This is a genomic window from Acidovorax delafieldii 2AN, assembly GCF_000175235.1.
Taxonomy (GTDB): domain Bacteria; phylum Pseudomonadota; class Gammaproteobacteria; order Burkholderiales; family Burkholderiaceae_C; genus Acidovorax; species Acidovorax delafieldii_B.
The window spans coordinates 1-2,508 of sequence record NZ_ACQT01000383.1; the positions used below are offsets into that span (position 1 = coordinate 1).

Annotated in this window: 2 protein-coding genes; both read left to right on the forward strand. The window is 65.7% G+C overall.

The genetic code is table 11. The features are described 5' to 3' along the window. Positions 1 to 228 precede the first annotated feature (228 nt). Positions 229 to 1,371: an acyl-CoA dehydrogenase family protein gene (locus ACDELDRAFT_RS21330; protein WP_005800362.1), complete on the forward strand. Its 1,143-nt coding sequence runs from the start codon at positions 229 to 231 to the stop codon at positions 1,369 to 1,371. Between the two features lie 44 nt (positions 1,372 to 1,415). Further along, positions 1,416 to 2,402 carry a Bug family tripartite tricarboxylate transporter substrate binding protein gene (locus ACDELDRAFT_RS21335; RefSeq protein ID WP_005800364.1) on the forward strand — a complete coding sequence of 329 codons (987 nt, stop codon included), beginning with the start codon at positions 1,416 to 1,418 and terminating at the stop codon, positions 2,400 to 2,402. Positions 2,403 to 2,508 lie beyond the last annotated feature (106 nt).

A 2,508-nucleotide genomic window follows, 5' to 3' on the forward strand; every position in this document is an offset into this window, starting at 1 on the left:
CAGGCGGCCGAAGTGCTGGCGCGCATGAAGCTGCCCCAGCGCGTGGTGTTCGTCGATGCGCTGCCGCGCCTGGAGACCGGCAAGCTGCTGCGCCGCAAGCTCAAGGAGCGCTTTCGCGGCGAGCCGCAGGCGGGCTTTGCCCTGCGCGACTCCTGAAATCATAGCTGACAGCGGCCGCCGGACAAGCGCTGCAAGCCCATTTGACCTTTATTTCTTGAGACACCGACCATGCAAGACCTGATCCAGCGCACCGTCTACCGCGAAGACCACGAACAGTTCCGTGACGCCGTGCGCCACTTTTTCGACAAGGAAATCGTGCCCCACCTGGCCGAGTGGGAGCGCAACGGCATCGTGCCCAAGGAGGTGTGGCGCAAGGCCGGCCGCGAAGGGCTGCTCAACACCATGCTGCCCGAGCCCTACGGCAGCGGCGGCGACTTCGGCCACGCGGCCGTGCTGATCGAGGAAGTGGGCCGCACCAACGCCACGGCGCTGGGCTTTCCGCTGCACTCGGACATCGTGGCGCCCTACATCTACGCCTACGGCAATAAGGAGCAGCATGACCGCTGGCTGCCCAAGATGGCCGCCGGCGAGCTGATCGGCGCCATCGCCATGACCGAGCCCGGCGCAGGCAGTGATTTGAAGTCGGTGCGCACCACGGCCAAGCGCGAAGGCGACCACTACCTCATCAACGGCGCCAAGACCTTCATCACCAACGGCATCAATTCCGAGATCGTGATCGTGGTCTGCAAGACCGCGCCCGATCTGGGCGCCAAGGGCGTGTCGCTGATCGTGGTGGAAGACGGCACGCCGGGTTTCAGCAAAGGCCGCAAGCTGGAAAAGATCGGCCTGATGGGGCAGGACACCTCCGAGCTGTTCTTTGACAACGTGAAGGTGCCCGTGGGCAACCTGCTGGGCGAAGAGAACATGGGCTTCAGGTACCTGATGCAGGAGCTGGCCCAGGAGCGCCTGGTCGTGGCGGTGCGCGCGGCCCGGTGCATCGAGTCCTTCCTGCAAAAGACCGTCGACTACACGCGCGAGCGCAAGGCTTTCGGCCAGACGGTGTTCGAGTTCCAGAACACGCGCTTCAAGCTGGCCGAGGCCAAGGCCCAGGCCACCATGCTGCGCACGTTCGTTGACGAATGCATGAAGCTGCACATGGAACGCAAGCTGACCCCCGAGCGCGCTGCCATGGTCAAGCTCAATGCCACGGCGCTGCAGAACCGCCTGCTCGACGAGTTTCTGCAGCTGCATGGCGGCTACGGCTACATGACCGAATACCAGGTGGGCCGCGCCTGGACCGATGCCCGCATCGGACGCATCTACGGCGGCAGCGACGAGATCATGAAGGAAATCATCGCCCGCACGCTGTAGCCCGAGCCATTCCATTCCTACATAACACCCAAGGAGACATCACCATGGCATTCACCCGGCGCAAGACCCTGGGCCAATGGCTACCCCTGATCGCCCTGGCCGCCGCCTGCGGCATGGGCGGCGCACAGGCGCAGGACCAGTACCCCAGCAAACCCATCCGCGTCATCGTGCCCTACCCGGCCGGCGGCGGCACCGACATCATTGCCCGCCTGATCGGGGTGCAGCTCTCCCAGCGCCTGGGCCAGGCCGTGGTGGTGGAGAACAAGCCCGGCGCCAGCGGCATCCTGGGCAACGACACCGTGGCCAAGGCGCCCGGTGACGGCTACACCGTGCTCATGGGCATCACCACGGTGGTGCAGATCCCTGCGCTGTACAAGAAGGTGCCCTACAAGCTCGGCGACCTGGCACCGGTGTCGCAGGTGGCCAAGTCGGCCGACCTGCTGATGGTGCCACGCAGCTCGGGCGTGACCACGCTGGAGCAGTTCGTGCAGCAGGCCAAGGCCGCGCCGGGCAAGTTCAACTTCGGCAGCTACGGCAACGCCACCTCGTCGCACATGAACGGCGAGCGTTTCAAGCAAAAGGCCGGCATCGACATCACGCACATTCCCTACCAGGGCTCGGGGCCCGAGATGGCGGCCATGCTGGGCGGGCAGCTGACGCTGGCCTTCGTGGACGCCACGGCCGCCTACCCGCACATCAAGTCGGACAAGATCAACATCCTGGCCGTCACCGGCGCGCAGCGCCACCCCGCGCTGCCCCAGGTGCCCACCATGACCGAGGCCGGTTACCCCGGCCTCGAGGCCAATGGCTGGTTCGGCATGTTCGTGCCCGCCGCAACGCCCAAGGCCATCGTGGACAAGCTGGGCGCCGAGGTGAGTTCAATAGTCAAGACCCCCGAACTGAACAAGCGCCTGACCGAGATGGGGCTGATTGCCGTGGGCTCGCTGCCCGACGACTTCAAGGCCCAGATCGACAAGGACGCCGCCCACTGGAAGAGCGTGGTCGAGGCGGCCAAGATTTCGATGGATTGAGTCCACCGCACCCCATGCCAGGAGACGCGCAATGAACCACGAAACCCGCCCCTTGGGATGGAACCGGCGCCGCTTGCTGTCCCTGGCCGCCGCAGCCGCGGCGGCG

What these genes read in the sequence shown, in the direction of transcription:
- ACDELDRAFT_RS21330 (WP_005800362.1), top strand. Translation starts at nt 229, where the DNA reads ATGCAAGACCTGATCCAGCGCACCGTCTACCGCGAAGACCACGAACAG.
- ACDELDRAFT_RS21335 (WP_005800364.1), top strand. Translation starts at nt 1,416, where the DNA reads ATGGCATTCACCCGGCGCAAGACCCTGGGCCAATGGCTACCCCTGATC.